This is a genomic window from Streptomyces sp. NBC_00358, assembly GCF_036099295.1.
GTDB lineage: Bacteria > Actinomycetota > Actinomycetes > Streptomycetales > Streptomycetaceae > Streptomyces.
In genome coordinates this window covers 3,616,779-3,632,238 of record NZ_CP107976.1, presented here as the reverse complement: position 1 = coordinate 3,632,238, position 15,460 = coordinate 3,616,779, and the positions used below count along the sequence as shown (strand labels likewise).

Here is a 15,460-nt window from a genome sequence, read left to right as displayed (position 1 = left end):
CGAGGTGCCTGTCCACGACGTACGAGGGTCAGCGGGCCTGTCCGCCGGGCGGCTGGGCGCGCGCCGCGTCCCGACGCCGGGCGGCGGCGCGGCGGCTCATCAGGCGGACCCTGCGGACGGTCACGACGAGGACCGCGACCAGCGTCCCCCCGTACAGCCAGCCCGCCTGCAGGGCGAGGGCGGTGACCAGGCCCATGACGTGGCCGCCGATTCCGCCGCCGTCCTCGGTGATCGGCAGCAGCCCGAAGGCGAAGGCGATCGGTACGACCACCGGGGCGGTCACCAGGTCGCCGGGCCGCACCCACAGCGCGGTCAGTACGCACAGCGGCAGGAACAGCACCCCGTACACCGTCGGCGATCCGCCGAACAGCAGGTGGTCAAGACCGGCCAGCGCGAACAGCGACGCCCCGCAGAACAGTCCGGCGCCGAGCCCGGTCAGCCGGGGACGTGACGGCCGGCGCGTCTCACGGACGCCCGCGGGCGGCGCGGGCCGCCGCGCGACCGGGGCGCCCCGCCGGACACCGCCGTCCGCGGCCCGCCCGGCCTGTGCCGGGACGGGTGCCCCGCGTCGCGGTCTGTACTGGGGGGTACGCGTCCTGTGTTGCTCCACTGGACCAACTTAGGTCGTTTTATGTGTGGAACGGCTCATCGGACACGCCGGAGACCAGCCGAAGACGAGGCCATTGACGGAGCTTGGCCATGCGTTCGACACCTCGCCGGTCGGGGCCGGGGCACGCCGTAGACTGGTGGATCGGCCCGCACTCCCAGAGGGCCTTTCGCCCACCTCTCGTACGGGAAGTCGCAACGTGTCGCTCACGATCGGAATCGTCGGTCTGCCCAATGTCGGCAAGTCGACCATGTTCAACGCCCTGACCAAGAACGACGTGCTCGCGGCCAACTACCCGTTCGCCACGATCGAGCCGAACGTCGGTGTGGTCGGCGTCCCGGACGCCCGTCTCACCAAGCTGGCCGAGATCTTCTCCTCGCAGAAGATCCTCCCGGCGACCGTCGACTTCGTCGACATCGCGGGCATCGTGAAGGGCGCGTCCGAGGGTGAGGGCCTGGGCAACAAGTTCCTCGCGAACATCCGTGAGTCCGACGCGATCTGCCAGGTCATCCGCGCCTTCAAGGACGAGAACGTCGTGCACGTCGACGGCAAGGTCTCGCCCAAGGACGACATCGAGACGATCAACACCGAGCTGATCCTCGCGGACCTCCAGACGATCGAGAAGGTCCTGCCGCGCCTCCAGCGGGAGTCGCGCATCAAGAAGGACATCGGCCCGAAGGTCGCGGCGGTCGAGGCGGCCCAGGCGATCCTGGAGCGGGGCGACACCCTCTTCTCCGCGGGCATCGTCCAGGGCTCCGGCAACGAGGAGCTGCTGCACGACCTGCACCTGCTCACCACCAAGCCGTTCCTGTACGTCTTCAACGTCGACGAGGACGAGCTGGTCGACGACGACTTCAAGGCCGAGCAGAGCGCCCTGGTCGCCCCTGCCGAGGCGATCTTCCTCAACGCCAAGCTGGAGGCGGACCTCGCCGAGCTCGACGAGGAGGACGCGAGGGAGCTCCTGGAGTCGGTCGGCGTCGAGGAGCCGGGCATGGCCACCCTGGCCCGGGTCGGCTTCAACACCCTCGGCCTGCAGACCTACCTGACGGCAGGCCCCAAGGAGTCCCGCGCCTGGACGATCAAGAAGGGCGCCACCGCCCCCGAGGCCGCCGGTGTCATCCACACCGACTTCCAGAAGGGCTTCATCAAGGCCGAGGTCATCTCCTTCGCGGACCTGGTCGAGACGGGCTCGGTCGCCGAGGCCCGCGCCAAGGGCAAGGCCCGCATGGAGGGCAAGGACTACGTCATGCAGGACGGCGACGTGGTGGAGTTCCGCTTCAACGTGTAGGCGTTTCGTTACTTTATGTTACGTAGTTTCGTCAAACGTGCAGGTCGTAAGGGGTCGGACTCTGACGAGTCCGACCCCTTCTGCATTCCGTGCTGACTTGGTGCTGACTTTTCAGCCGCTCCGGGGCGGTGTGAGCTTGTCGAGGTCAAGGCTGACCTGGAAGGGCACCGGGCGCTGGAGGGTGCCCCGGAAGATCCCGGCGGGCGCGTAGGCGCCGGTGGGTTCGTCGAGCTCGTAGACGTGGACGACGGGTGCCCCGTACTCGTCCTCGATGCACCAGTAGTGCGGGATTCCGGCCTCTGTGTACTTGCGGAGTTTTACTGTGCGATCGCGATGGGCCGACTCCGGGGAGACGACCTCGATGACGAGCTGGACGTCCTCCGGTGCGAACCAGGTACGGTCGCCGTCGAAATCGGCCGTCGTCACCAGCAGGTCCGGTTCGGGACGGTTCCGCGGGTCGAGCTTGATGGTCATTTCGCGGCCGACTCTGGTGTCGGCGGGCACCTGCTCCATGAGCGCGACGGTGAGCATGGTGACGAGGTGGCCGTGCCACCACCTCCGGGGCGACATCATGAAGACGAGGGCTCCATCGATCAGCTCGGTGTGGCGGGGTGCCTCGGGGAGGCGGTCGAGGTCCTCCGCGAACCAGCCTTCCGCGCGCGGCGGGCGCATCCAGTCGGGCAGTGCGGTCATGGCTTCACGGTAGCGGCCCGCAGCTGAGGCCGGAGAGCCAACGATCCCGGCCGGAGGTCTTTCGGTAACTTGCCGCACGACAACCGGCCGCCCACCTAATATCCGGCCATGAGGGACTCATCGGTCCAGATCGCAACGGTGGTCATCTCCGTGGCGGCTCTTGTCTTCTCAACGACGGCCGCGTTCTGGGCCCCCGTCTACAACCGACGTCAGGCGAGAGCGGATGCGCAGGCCAACGCCCTCACGGAGAAGGCGGAGCCGTACGTCCTCGTCGACATCAGGCCTCGTATCCCTGGGTCATCGCTGCTCGTGCTGGTGATCGAGAACATCGGTCAGACCCTGGCCCGCAACGTACGCATCTCGGTGAGCCCTCCGCTACAGACCACTCTGGGGGCGGAGAGGGCCGAGACTCTCAATCGGGTGGTTGGTCGCCCCATCGCCACCCTGCCTCCAACGCGCCGCGTTCCGCGTTCCGCTTCAACGTGTAGCGGGCGCCGTCCCGTCGCGGCGCTGGTCCGGCGGGCACGCGGATCGGAAGGGTCCGGCCTTCGGAGGCCGGGCCCTTTGTTTTTCCCCGCCGGGACGGGGCCGCACCCCCGACCCGTCCGGCCGTGGGCCTGCCTGGCCGTTGTGAGTGGTGGAGCGCAGGCGGGGCATCCGCGGGGCGCCGTCGTGGGCGTCGGGAGTCCGATCGCGCGATGGGAGGATGCGGGGAGGCGAGGAGGGGCGGAAGCGTGGGGCGTGGCGAGAGGGACACGGTCGCCGGGGGAGCGCGGCTGTACGAGGCGGCGCGGGCCGTGGTCGGTGACCACGCACGGGCGGTGGAGGCCGTACGGGCGGCGCTGAAGCCCATCCACGACGCGGCGGTCGAGCGGGAGCTCGACGCCATCCCCGTCGCCCGGCTGCAGGACGTCACCGAGGGACGGCTCCGGCTGGGGAACGTCGAGAAGAACAGGCTTCGCACGGTCGGCGGTGTTCTCCGGGCGGGGCCCTACAGGCTGCGCCAGATTCCCGGTGTGGGGCAGCGGACCGTCGATCAGATGCTCGCCGCCGCCGGCCGGCTCGCCGAGGCCGTGCGGGAGACCGTGGCCGTCCATATCGACGTGGACCGGCCGGAGCCGGGCACCACCGCGCTCGTCATGGCCTTGCACGTGCTGGCGGAGGCCGGCCCGGACGCCCGTCGCGCGGTCGACAGGGCCACCGTCCTGTCGGAGCGGCTCGGTCCGTCGCTCGTCGAGGCCAGGCCGGCCGCCGGACGGTTCCGGATGCTTCTGGTCGGCCGGGAGAAGAAGACCCGCGCGCTGGCCGCGGTCACCGAGATCCGGTCGCTGGTGGACGAGGCGGAGCGGGCGGGCCTGCCCGGGCTGCTCGCCCAGGCGTCGGTGGACCTGCTCCGGGGGACCTCGTCCGACCTGGCGGCCTGGGTGGACTTCGAGCTCCGCTCCGCCGAGTACTACAGCCTGCTGGCCGAGATCTCCCACCGGCTGCCGGACTCGGCGGCCGCCGAGGGGTTCCTGCCGGACGAGATCGCCGAACGGGTACGGACCCAGCAACTGGACGACGCGCACCGGCGGGTCTCCCTGCGCGGCTATCAGGCGTTCGGCGCGCGGTTCGCGCTCGCGCAGCGCAAGGTGATACTCGGCGACGAGATGGGCCTCGGGAAGACCGTCCAGGCGATCGCCGTGCTGGCACACCTGGCCGCCCGGGGGCAGAACCACTTCATGGTCGTCTGCCCGGCGAGCGTCCTCGTGAACTGGACACGGGAGATCGAGTCCCGCAGCGCCCTCAGGGTCGCGGTGCTCCACGGCCCCGACCGGCACGACGCGCTGGCCGACTGGAAGGAGCGGGGCGGGGTCGCGGTGACCACGTTCGACGCGCTGCGCGGCTTTCCCGCGCCGGGCGGCGGAGAGGTCGGCCTGCTCGTGGTCGACGAAGCGCACTTCGTGAAGAACCCGAAGGCCAAACGGTCCCAGGCGGTCGCCCTGTGGGCGGAGCGCTGCGGGCATGCCCTCTTCATGACCGGAACCCCGATGGAGAACCGGGTCGCCGAGTTCCGCGACCTGGTCCGGATGCTCGACGGCGATGTCGCGGACTCCCTGGGCGAACGGGACACCCTGGCCGGATCGGTCGCCTTCCGCAAGGCCGTGGCCCCGGTCTACCTGCGACGCAACCAGGAGGACGTGCTGACGGAACTCCCCAGTCTTCAGCGGACCGACGAGTGGGAGGAACTCAGCGCGTCGGACGAGGAGGCCTACCGGGAAGCCGTGCGCGCGGGCAACTTCATGGCGATGCGCAGGGCCGCGTACATGCGCCCCGAGAAGTCGGCCAAGCTGGACCGGCTCCGGCAGATCGTTCAGGAGGCCTGCGAGAACGGGCAGAAGACGGTGGTCTTCTCCAATTTCAAGGACGTACTGGGCGTGGTGAAGGAAGAGCTCGCCGCGGGAGCCACCGGACGCACTCCGCTGTTCGGTCCGCTCACGGGAAGCGTCCCGGCCGGGCGGCGCCAGCAGATCGTGGACGACTTCGCCGACGTCCAGGGCCCGGCGGTGCTCCTGGCGCAGATCCAGGCGGCGGGCATCGGCCTCAATATGCAGGCCGCCTCCGTCGTCGTCATCTGCGAACCCCAGATCAAGCCGACCATCGAACACCAGGCGGTGGCCCGGGCCCACCGTATGGGCCAGGTCAGGCCGGTGCGCGTGTACCGCCTCCTCGCCACCGGGGGAGTCGACGAGCGCATGGTGAAGATGCTGGAGAGCAAGACCCGGCTCTTCGACGCCTATGCCCGCCGCAGCGCCGTGGCGGAAGCCACACCGGACGCGGTCGACGTGTCGGACACCGAGCTGGCGCGCCGGATCGTCGAGGAGGAACAGGCCCGTCTGGGCCTCACCGTGTGAGCCGCGCGGTCCGGATCCCCGGCCGCGTCGTGATCCCCGGCCGCGTCGTGCGGCCCGGGATCAGGCGCGCGCCATGCCCGTCTTCGCCCCGGCTCCGCACAGCGGTACCACGGCCTCCCGTCGGCCGAGGGCGCCCTCTCGTACCGCCGCCCAGCAGGCCGCTCCCGTGGACTCCACGTACAGTCCGCGTCCCGCCAGATCCGTCTGGGCGTGACGGATCTGGTCCTCCGTCACGGTCAGGAAGGCGCCCCCCGAGGCGCGTACCGCGCGCAGGATCTGGCGGGCCCGGGGCGGGCGCGGGATCGCGATGCCCTCGGCGAAGGTGGGCGCCGTCGGGGTGACGCCGACGAGATCGTCGGCGCCCTCGGACCAGGCGCGGGCCAGCGGGGCGACCGCGGCGGACTGGACGGCGTACAGGGCGGGCCGGCGGTCGATCAGTCCCGCCGCGTGGAGTTCGGCGACGGCGAGGGCCGCGCCGAGGAGCAGCGTGCCGTTGCCGACCGGCACCACCACGACGTCCGTCAGACGTCCGCCGAGGTCCTCCCAGAGTTCGTGGACGTAGGTCTTCGTGCCGTGCAGGAAGTACGGGTTGAACACGTGCGAGGCGTAGAACACGCCGTCCTCGTCGGCCGCCTCGCGCGCGGCCCGTGCCGTCGCCTCCCGGTCGCCCCGGACCACCCGCGGCCGTGCCCCGTGCGCCTCGATCTGCTCCAGCTTCTTCGTGGAGGTGCCTTCGGGGACGTACACCGTGCAGGGCAGTCCGGCCCGCGCACTGTACGCGGCGACCGCCGTGCCCGCGTTGCCGCTGCTGTCGGCGATCACCTGCCGCGGCCCCAGCCTCAGCGCCAGTTCGGCCAGCAGCACGGCCCCGCGGTCCTTGAACGACAGCGTCGGCATCAGGAAGTCCAGCTTGGCGGAGACGCCCTCGACGAGCGGTACCAGCGGAGTGCGGCCCTCGCCGAGGCTGATGGTGGGCGCGGCCAGCGGCAGGCACTCCGCGTACCGCCACAGCGAGTTCACCCGCCCGGTGAGCGAGCTGAGCGGAGCGGGGGTGGGCGCGAAGTCCAGATCGAGCGGGCCGCGGCAGACCGGGCAGCACCAGGCGAGCGAGCCGGCCGGGACGCGGGTGCCGTCCGCGGGGCAGAAGCAGTCCGGCAGTGGAGTCATACGCGCAGGTTAGGCGCGACGCGCCGGAGTCGCCCGCGGTCGTCACACGGCCTCTGTCAGGACCCCGGCCGTGCCGCGCATACGATGCGCGCAGCCATTCGGCAGTCGTGCAGTAGTTCCATCGTGTGTGGATGAGGAGCAAGGGAACTCGTGGCCATACCCCCGCCGCCCGGGCCGCAGCAGCCAGAGGGGCAGTATCCGCCGCCCGGAACGCCGCCAGGCGCACCGGGGTCGTCGCCCGGCGCCCACCCGCCTCCGTATCCCCACGCTCCGTACCCCCAGGGCCCCTACCCCCAAGGCCCGTACCAGCGAGGTGCGTACCCCCAAGACCCGTACCAGCAAGGCCAGTCCCCGTACGCGGGTCCGTACCGGACCTGGGGGCAGGGCTACTCCCCGTACAACCGGCCGGCGCCCTTCAACGGGCTCGCGATAGCGGCGCTGGTTCTCGGCATCCTCTGCTTCCTGCCCGGGGTCGGGATCGTGCTCGGGATCGTGGCGCTCGTCCAGATCAAGAAGCGTGGCGAGCGGGGCAAGGGGATGGCGGTGGGCGGCATCGTGATGTCGTCGATCGGGGTCCTGCTGCTCGCGCTCATGGTCGCCGGGGGAGGGGGCGACATCTGGTCCGGAGTCCAGGAGGGCGCGGGCACCGGCGGCAGCGCGTTCTCCCTGCACAAGGGCCAGTGCTTCAACGCGCCGGGTGACACCTTGGAAGGCCTTGCCTACGACGTCGACACGGTGCCCTGCTCCGGGAAGCACGACGCCGAGGTCTTCGCCGCGACGACCGCGAACGGCGACTCCTTCCCCGGCGACTCCGCGGTCTCCGCCGAAGCCGGCGACAAGTGCTACGCGCTCATGGACACGTACGCGATGGACGGCTGGGCCGTGCCGGACGACGTCGACGTCTACTACTTCACGCCGACTCGGCAGAGCTGGCGCGAAGGTGACCGCGAGATCACCTGCATGTTCGGGAACACCGACAAGCAGGGCACGCTGACCGGCTCGCTGCGCAAGGACGCCACGAACCTCGACGCGGACCAGCTCGCCTATCTCAAGGCCGCGCGGATCCTCAACAGGGCGATGGACTCGGCTCCGGACAAGGCGTACGTCGAGGACGATCTGCCGGGTCACAAGAAGTGGGCGACCAGGGTCTCGCGTGCGCTCGCCGAGCAGGCGGGGCTGCTCCGCGGCCACACGTTCGCGCCCGCCGCGAGCGGGCGCGTCGCGGCTGTGGCCAAGAACCTCGACCGGTCCCGGAAGGAGTGGTCGAAGGCCGCGGACGCGTCGGACGCGGACACCTTCTACCGGCACTACGAAAAGGCGATGAAACTCATCGACGCGGACAAGACCGTCACCACCCGCAAGGCTCTGGGGCTCGCCACCACCCCGCCGAAGTACGACCAGGGCGGGGGCGGCGATAACGGTGGCGAAGGCGGCGCCGGAATCGAGGTGTGACGGCGGCCACAGTGGGGAGAAAGTGCCTGCGTAATGCCCTCAAGGGGCTGCGTCATCACATCGAGTGAATCTCTGGCCTTTGCTTGCATGGCACAACCCACGGTTGCCACGCTGTTGCTGTCTGTACAACCTGATGGGAGCGGCTAAGTGACTTTCGGTGAGCAGCCGGCGTACTTGCGTGTCGCGGGTGATCTCCGCAAGAAGATCGTCGACGGCTCGCTGCCACCGCACACCCGGCTCCCCTCGCAGGCCAGGATCCGCGAGGAGTACGGCGTCTCGGACACGGTCGCCCTGGAGGCGCGCAAGGTGCTGATGGCCGAGGGGCTGGTCGAGGGCCGCTCCGGGTCGGGCACCTACGTGCGGGAGCGGCCGGTGCCGCGCCGCGTGGCCCGCTCCGGATACCGGCCGGACAGCGGCGCCACCCCGTTCCGCCAGGAGCAGGCCGACCTCGCCGTGCGCGGCACCTGGGAGTCCCGCAGCCGGCAGGTGGAGGCGAGCGGAGCCATCGCCGAGCGGCTGGCCATCCAGCCGGGCGACCGCGTGATGTGCACGAACTACGTCTACCGGGACGGCGGCGAGGCGATGATGCTCTCCACCTCGTGGGAGCCGCTCGCCGTCACCGGGCGTACGCCGGTGATGCTTCCCGAGGAGGGGCCGCTCGGCGGCATGGGGGTCGTCGAGCGCATGGCGGCCATCGACGTGATCGTGGACAACGTCACGGAGGAGGTGGGCGCGCGTCCCGGCCTCGCCGAGGAACTCCTCGCTCTGGGTGGCGTACCGGGGCATGTGGTCGTCGTCATCCAGCGGACCTTCTACGCCTCGGGCCGTCCGGTGGAGACGGCGGACGTGGTCGTCCCGGCGGACCGGTACCGGATCGCCTACCACCTGCCGGTGAAGTGACCGTGCGTCACCCCTGCGGGGTCTAGGGGTCGGCTTTCCGGCGGGTGCCACGGCCGGGGCGTGGCCGCGCCGGCCGGCGGTTCCGGTGCGGACCGCCGGTCGGCGACCCCGAACCGACCGCGGGCCCTCGGCCCCCTCGCCGGCCGCCGACCGCTTGCCCCGGTCCGGCCCGAGGGCCCCCGCTCTCCGCCGATGCTGTCCGTCCATGCCTCAACAGGCCTGCCTGGCACCCCAGTTGGAATCTGGCCTTTCTCAAGTCGCCGTCCAGGGAAGGACTTCGCCCTGCTCGTGGGTGCGCGCGGAGCGGTGGGCGGCGTGTTCGGTGGCGTGCGCCCCCTGGGCCGGCGTTCCTTACTGGCCGGTTGCGTACCTCTTTGTGAAAAGGCGTATTCGCTGCGTGAAGGTTAGGCGTAGGCTCGGGCATATGCGGATTGCGGTTTCCTTGGAATGCGGGGTTGGGCGGGGGCCCGGGGCGGGAAGTGGAGGGGCTTGATGAACGACGGCACGATCACGCTTCCCTGGCTCGTCATACGGCAGGACGACAACGGCAACCGCTACCGCGTGGGCAGGTACGCGACCCGCGCCGAGGCTCAGAAGATCGCGGACAGCCTCGACGACCGCGGGCACAAACAGCTCTACTGGGTCGAGCGGATCGGGCAGAACGGAACCCGCTGACCGGGCTCGCCCATGACCCCTCCCGCTCCCGTAGGCTCCGGCGCATGACGGAACGGATCGTGGTGGTCGGAGGTGCCCTGGTGCGCGACGGGCGCCTGCTCGCCGCCCGCCGTAGTGCGCCCCCCGACCTGGCAGGGCGCTGGGAGTTGCCGGGCGGCAAGGTCGAGCCCGGCGAGACCCCCGAGAGCGCCCTCGTGCGCGAGCTGCGCGAAGAACTCGGCGTCGACGCGGAAGCGCTGGAGCGCGTCCCCGGCGAGTGGCCCCTGAAGCCCGGATACGTGCTGGTGGTGTGGGCCGCCCGGCTGCTGCCCGGCTCGGCCGAGCCCGCGGCCCTTCAGGATCACGACGAGCTGCGCTGGCTGGCACCCGCGGACGTGTGGGGCGTGGACTGGCTGGACCAGGACGTACCGGCGGTCAAGGGCGCGCTGCCGTGGCTCGACCCGGGCGCCTGATGAGCCGGGTGTGGAATTCGTAAGCCGTTCGCGCCACAGTGTGCCCCTGAGTGCGGTAAGGCATCAGGCATATCGGGTATGTGCCAATTAATCCCACGAAACCGGACATGGGTGGGTTCCTGGTCTGGGAAGTGATCGGCTTGATCGACACCGAAGGCGACTGCGCAGAGTGGACCTTTCCCGCGGAGCCCGGTGCCGTCCGCACCGCCCGCGCCGTCGTCCGGGGACAACTGCGCGATTGGGGGCTCGACTCCCTCGGCGACATCGCCGCGCTGCTGGTCAGTGAACTGGTGACGAACTCCCTCCGTCATGCGACGGGCCCGATCGGCGTCCGTCTGGTGCGTCCCGAGGGCGTGCCGGGCTCGCTCCGCGTCGAGGTCTCCGACCCGTTGCCGGACCCGCCCCGCGAACGGGCCGCCGACACCTCGGACGAGAGCGGCCGCGGCCTCCAGCTCGTGGCCGGCTCGTGCAGGCGCTGGGGCACCCGGCCCGCGGACACCGGCAAGACCGTCTGGTTCGAGCTGGCCGTGCCGGGCTGAGACCCGGAGACCGGGACCCCCGTACGGCGTCCGGCCGGATCGGGCCCACGACGGGTCTCGCGTTGTTTGATTCGACGGGGTGCCACCTGGTTAGAAGACTGGGAGTATGTCGCGGCCGGTCCAAAAACCATCGGGACCGTGCTGTGATCGTGAACACCGTGTCGTGCGGCGCCGTAGTGCTGGATACTGCGGGCAGCCGCCCCCGGTGACCGGTGCCGGACGCGGTGAGCTGGAGGGGACGGTTCGCGTGAGCGAGATACCAGCGAAGGCCACGGAGTCCGAGGACCCGTCGGACGGCGCGAGGGCTGATGCGGCGGGCGATACGGCGCGCACGGTTCCCGGTGACGCCGCGGACGGCACGGGCGAAGGAGTGGGCGGCGCGGTGGCCGGCCCGGCCGACGGCGCGATCGGCGAGGTGCCGCCGGGGGACGCGATGTGGCAGAGCAGTCCACCCGGTTCGATCTACGACTACATCAAGGCCGCGTCCTTCTCCATCGGCGCCGACGGGCTGGTCGACCAGTGGAGTCTGCGGGCCGAGCAGATCTTCGGCATCTCCGCCGAGCAGGCCGTCGGCATGGACCCCATCGAGGCGTTCGTGCCCGCGGACTGGCGTGAGTCCGGTCAGCGCAAGATGGCGGAGATCCTGGACGGCCGCGAGTGGACCGGCCTGGTGCCCTTCCGGATGCCCGCCTCCGAGGACGCCACCACGGACGGCGAGAGCGCCGAGGGCCTCGCCGAGGTCTATGTGATGCCGACCACGACCGAGCACGGCGAGCGTGCCGCCCTGTGCATCGTCGTGGACGTACGCACCCTGCGGAACATCGAGACGGATCTCGCCGCCTCGCAGGCGATTTTCGGTCAATCTCCGTTCGGATTCCTGCTGATCGACACCGACCTCCGGGTCCGGCGCGCCAACCAGCGGTTCGCCTCCATCTTCGGCGGCGGCGTCGACGACCACCGCGGCAAGGGGGTCCACGACTACCTCCCGCGCGCGGAGGCCGAGCGGGTGACGGCGGTCCTGCGCCGGGTCCTGGAGACCGGCGACTCCATCACGGACATGCACGTCACCGGGCAGGTGCCCGGTTCCGACGAGCGCCGCCACTGGTCCATCAACCTCTACCGGGTGCACAGCGGAAGCGGGCGCCCCATCGGGATCGCCTGGCTCGGAACCGACATCACCTCCCGTCGCGCCGCCGCCCGGGAAGCGGCCGCGGCACGGCGAAATCTCGCCCTTCTGAACGAGGCGGGCGCCCGCATAGGCAACTCCCTCGACCTGGAGACCACCGCACGCGAACTCCTCGACGTCGTCGTCCCCGGCTTCTGCGACCTCGCGACGGTCGATCTGTACCAGGGTCTGCTGGCCGGCGACGAGGCCCCGCCAGGACTCGTGGACGGGAGCGCCGAACTCCGCCGGGTGGCCTTCGCCAGCGCCGTCTCCGACGCGCCCTTCGCCGGCGGCCCGGCACCCGTCGCCGTCGGCGCGGTCCACCACTACCCGTTCAACTCGCCCTGCGCGGACGCCCTGCGCACCGCGCGGCCGCAGCACGTGCCCGCCGAGGACGGCGGCCTCATCCATTCCACGCTCGCGGTCCCGATGGTCGCCCACGACACCGTCGTCGGACTCGCCCAGTTCTCCCGTACGAAGGGCAGCGAGCCGTTCGGGGAACGCGACCGGGCCCTGGCCGTGGAGCTGGCGGCCCGCGCGGCCGTCTGTATCGACAACGCGCGCCTCTACCGCCGCGAGCACGAACGCGCCCTCATCCTGCAGCGGTCCCTGCTGCCCCCGGGCGACCCCGAGGCCTCCGGCCTCGACATCGCCTGCCGCTATCTGCCGGGCAACGCGGCGACGGAGGTCGGCGGCGACTGGTTCGACGTCATCGAACTCCCCGGCCACCGCACGGCCCTCGTGGTGGGCGACGTGATGGGCCGCGGGCTGCGCGCCGCGGTGGCGATGGGTGAACTCCGCACTGCGGTACGCACTTTGGCCCTGCTCGATCTCGAACCCGCCGAAGTCCTCTCGGCGCTGGACGAGATCGCGCGCGGCCTCGGCACCCCCGGAGGGGTCCAGCAGGCCACCCGCACGGCCCGCCAGCCCCGCGACGCCGACCTCTCCGAGGTGTACCTCGCGACCTGCGTGTACGCCGTCTACGACTCCGTGACCCGCCGGTGCACCTTCGCCAACGCCGGCCATCTGCCCCCCGTGCTGGTCGAGCCCGGTGAGACCGCGCTGATGCTCGACGTGCCGCCCGGGATGCCGCTCGGGGTGGGCGGCGAGCCCTTCGAGGAGGTGGAGGTCGAACTGCCCGAAGGGGCCCTGTTGGCGCTCTACACGGATGGACTGGTCGAATCGCGCGACCACCCCCTCGACGAGGGCCTCCAGGCGTTCGTCGGCGCCCTCACCGATCCCTCCAGGCCGCTGGAGGACGTCTGCGACCACGTCCTCAACACCCTCGACACCCACCACGGCGAGGACGACATCGCCCTGCTCATGGCGCGCGTCCAGGGGCTGCCCGCCGACTCCGTCGGCGACTGGACCCTGCCCCGCGAGCCGCGCAGCGTGGGGCGGGCCCGTGAGTACGCGCGCACCCAGCTCGTCGCCTGGAACCTGGAGCCCCTCGTCGACACGACGGAACTGTTGGTCAGCGAACTGGTGACGAACGCCCTGCGGTACGGCGAGGGCGAGATCCGGCTGCGGCTGCTGCTCGACCGCACCCTCGTCTGCGAGGTCTGGGACGCCGGCCTCGTCCAGCCGCGCCGCCGCCGCGCCCGTGACACCGACGAGGGCGGCCGGGGCCTGCAGCTCGTCGGCCTCCTCTCCGCCGGGTGGGGCTCGCGCCGGACCCCGCGGGGCAAGACCGTGTGGTTCGAACTCCCGCTGCCGGACGGGGAGACGGGGCTGACGGACCCGGCGGAGGCGTTGCTGAGCCTGTTCTGAGGGCTGAGGGCCGAGGGCCGAGGGCCGAGGAGCCTCGTGGGTGTTCTCGGTTCGCCCGCTCAGGTGAAGGAAGCCGAGCGGCGGCCGCGGGTGCGCGGGCCGCCGTAGCTCACCGGGCCTCCGTCGCCGTCGCTCAGGAGAACCCCGCCGAGCACCGCGCCGCCCGCCCCGGCGCCCCCGAGGCCCCCCGCGGGATTGCCGTACGCCCGTACGTCCCGCTCGGCGAGCCGTCGCGCCTCCCTGGCGAGTTCATCGGCCCGCCGCACTCCGGCGAGCGGGACGGCCCCCGACCCGAGCAGCCGTGCCGCCTCGGCCAGCCGTGTCCGGGCCTCGCTGCCGACCGCTCCGCGGTGCGTGCCGATGAAGCCCGCCGCCCCCAAGAGCGCGCTGCGGGCCGGGAGCAGGGCGTGGGCGGGCCCGTTGGGGACGTCACCGCCACCGGCCCCGGCGAGGCCCTCGGCGGCCCCCACGACCCGGCGCAGCGCGTCCAGCGGATCGTACGGTCCCGCCGCCGTCTCCTGGCGTACTCCGCAGAGCAGCGCCTCCGTCCGCCCCAACTGCCCCACGAGCACGGCGGAAGCGGGCGAAGGGCGGGCGTGGGCCGTGTCCCGGGCGCGTTCGCGGGCCGCGTTCCGGACGGACTCCACCGCCGTGAGCGCCGCGGGCAACTCAGCCGCCGCCGAGGCCAGTTCCGCGGCCAGCCGGTCCACGCCGTCGACCAGGTCGGCCGCCTGCCCCACCGCCCCTTCCGCCGCCCGCAGATGGGCGGCGGCCTTCGCTCCGTCGCCCCGGTCCGCGTACTGCCGTGCCTGGTTGAGATGGAACGTGGTGAACACGAGCCGGTCCTTGGCCTGTTCGACGTCACCGACCACCGGGAGCGAGGTGGCGGGGGCGTACCGCTTGTGGAGATCGGCGAGCGTGACCTCGGCCGCCGGAGTGCGCGCGGTGACGTCCCGGAAGCGGGTCTCGGCGGCCTCCAGGGCGGCCGCCGCGTTCCGCTCCAGCGCCCGGAGCTGGTCGAACCCCGGCGCCGCCGCGTCCAGCCGCCGCCCGGCGTCCTGGCAGCGCGCGACGATCTCCTCCAGGACTTCCCTGCTGTCGTCCTCGGCCGGGCCCCGTCCACTCGCCTCGGCCTCGTCGAGGCGCTGCCGCAGCAGGAAGGCCGTGGCGAGTTCGGCCTCCGCGTGCCGCAGCGCGTACACGTACGGCTCGACCGCGTCACCCGCCGAGCGGTCCGCGGCGAGGCCGAGCTCCTCTGCGCCGACGCGTACGCAGTCGTCGATGTCGACGAGCAACTGGCGACCCTGCCGGTCGAGTTCGTGGAGAGGCGTGGGCTCGGGGCCGCCGCCGGGGGTCGTCCGGGTCGTGGCCCGCCGCCTGCGGCGCGCGTATCCGTACGCGGCCAGCGCACCCGCCGCGCCGACGGCGACGAGGGGCGGCACGAGATCCCCGGTGGAGGTCCCCTGCTGCGGGGCGGCGGCCGGCGGGGCGGTGACCCCGGTGCTCCGGGCCACGGCCGCCGGGCCGTCGGCCCCCGCCCCTGCCAGCGGCAGCACCAGCCAGCCCACCGCAACCAGCCCCCCGAGCGCGACATGCGCCACCCGCACGGCTATGTGCGACGGGGCCCGGCGCGACCGGCTTCGACTCAGGGGCGACGTCACATTTGGGAGCGTATGGCCGTTCGAGCACCCCCGCGACCGGTATACGGGGAGTTGGCGACACCCGGGGTACCGGTGATGCGGGGGCGTACGGGAGGGGCGAGGGAGTCCTGGTCCCAGGCGCCCCCGCCGCCCGGAGACCGCCTACCGACCGACCTGGAGACCGACCCGGAGGCCGCCCGGAAGGCGTACCGGGCGGT

The 15,460-nt window shown here is 71.9% G+C and carries 12 protein-coding genes; 8 read left to right on the top strand and 4 right to left on the bottom strand.

The annotated features are described in order from the left end of the window. Positions 1-28: 28 nt before the first annotated feature. Complete coding sequence (locus OHT01_RS15070) at positions 29-610, bottom strand: DUF6542 domain-containing protein (protein ID WP_328553668.1); 582 nt, start codon at positions 608-610, stop codon at positions 29-31. A gap of 196 nt (positions 611-806) precedes the next feature. On the opposite strand from OHT01_RS15070, the gene ychF reads away from it, so the two are divergent. Beyond that, positions 807-1,895, top strand: a complete 1,089-nt coding sequence (gene ychF / locus OHT01_RS15065) for a redox-regulated ATPase YchF (protein ID WP_328553667.1) — start codon at positions 807-809, stop codon at positions 1,893-1,895. 111 nt (positions 1,896-2,006) lie between these two features. Here ychF and OHT01_RS15060 read toward each other — a convergent pair whose 3' ends face one another. After that, positions 2,007-2,588 carry a Uma2 family endonuclease gene (locus OHT01_RS15060; protein WP_328553666.1) on the bottom strand — a complete coding sequence of 194 codons (582 nt, stop codon included), beginning with the start codon at positions 2,586-2,588 and terminating at the stop codon, positions 2,007-2,009. Positions 2,589-3,322: 734 nt separating this feature from the next. Between OHT01_RS15060 and OHT01_RS15055 the strand changes: the two genes are divergently transcribed. After that, positions 3,323-5,482, top strand: a complete 2,160-nt coding sequence (locus OHT01_RS15055; protein ID WP_443043396.1) for a DEAD/DEAH box helicase — start codon at positions 3,323-3,325, stop codon at positions 5,480-5,482. Between the two features lie 60 nt (positions 5,483-5,542). Here the strand turns inward: OHT01_RS15055 and OHT01_RS15050 are convergent, their stop codons facing one another. Continuing rightward, positions 5,543-6,649 carry a threonine synthase gene (locus OHT01_RS15050; protein WP_328553664.1) on the bottom strand — a complete coding sequence of 369 codons (1,107 nt, stop codon included), beginning with the start codon at positions 6,647-6,649 and terminating at the stop codon, positions 5,543-5,545. A 150-nt stretch (positions 6,650-6,799) separates the two neighbouring features. Here OHT01_RS15050 and OHT01_RS15045 point away from each other — a divergent pair, with 150 nt between their 5' ends. From OHT01_RS15045 to OHT01_RS15020, 6 genes are all read left to right on the top strand, one after another. Then, positions 6,800-8,101: a DUF4190 domain-containing protein gene (locus OHT01_RS15045; protein ID WP_328553663.1), complete on the top strand. Its 1,302-nt coding sequence runs from the start codon at positions 6,800-6,802 to the stop codon at positions 8,099-8,101. A 147-nt stretch (positions 8,102-8,248) separates the two neighbouring features. After that, complete coding sequence (locus OHT01_RS15040; protein ID WP_328553662.1) at positions 8,249-9,001, top strand: GntR family transcriptional regulator; 753 nt, start codon at positions 8,249-8,251, stop codon at positions 8,999-9,001. Between the two features lie 492 nt (positions 9,002-9,493). Then, positions 9,494-9,676: an SPOR domain-containing protein gene (locus OHT01_RS15035; protein WP_266454873.1), complete on the top strand. Its 183-nt coding sequence runs from the start codon at positions 9,494-9,496 to the stop codon at positions 9,674-9,676. A 44-nt stretch (positions 9,677-9,720) separates the two neighbouring features. Then, positions 9,721-10,128, top strand: coding sequence for a (deoxy)nucleoside triphosphate pyrophosphohydrolase (locus OHT01_RS15030; RefSeq protein WP_328553661.1), 408 nt, complete (start codon positions 9,721-9,723; stop codon positions 10,126-10,128). A gap of 107 nt (positions 10,129-10,235) precedes the next feature. Next, complete coding sequence (locus OHT01_RS15025) at positions 10,236-10,667, top strand: ATP-binding protein (protein ID WP_328553660.1); 432 nt, start codon at positions 10,236-10,238, stop codon at positions 10,665-10,667. Positions 10,668-10,914: 247 nt separating this feature from the next. Beyond that, positions 10,915-13,602, top strand: coding sequence for a SpoIIE family protein phosphatase (locus OHT01_RS15020; protein WP_328553659.1), 2,688 nt, complete (start codon positions 10,915-10,917; stop codon positions 13,600-13,602). Between the two features lie 59 nt (positions 13,603-13,661). On the opposite strand, the gene OHT01_RS15015 is transcribed toward OHT01_RS15020, so the two are convergent. Then, positions 13,662-15,263 carry a hypothetical protein gene (locus OHT01_RS15015; protein ID WP_328553658.1) on the bottom strand — a complete coding sequence of 534 codons (1,602 nt, stop codon included), beginning with the start codon at positions 15,261-15,263 and terminating at the stop codon, positions 13,662-13,664. Between the last annotated feature and the right edge of the window lie 197 nt (positions 15,264-15,460).